Annotated in this window: 1 protein-coding gene; it reads left to right on the forward strand. The window is 67.2% G+C overall.

All coding sequences use genetic code 11. The annotated features are described in order from the left end of the window. On the forward strand, positions 1-247 hold a 247-nt coding region (locus ACSNOK_RS35585), incomplete at both ends, for a relaxase domain-containing protein (protein ID WP_436784805.1).

Here is a 247-nt window from a genome sequence, read left to right on the forward strand (position 1 = left end):
GTGAGTTTCTGCGGCAGCGCCACAGTGCGGACCGGCTGGCACAGGACGGCACGACGCAGAGCAAAGGCCGGAGCCTGTACGACTTTACGATGTCGGCTCCAAAGTCGGTTTCGATCATGGCAGGGCCGGGTGGAGATGAACGGCTGCTGGAGGCGCACGACAAAGCCGTAGCCGAAGCGCTGGGCGAGCTGGAGGGGTGCGCCGCCGCACGCGTGCGCCGCGAGGGGGCCGATCATGACCGCACTAC

The organism is Streptomyces sp. URMC 126, from assembly GCF_051386555.1.
Taxonomy (GTDB): Bacteria; Actinomycetota; Actinomycetes; order Streptomycetales; family Streptomycetaceae; genus Streptomyces.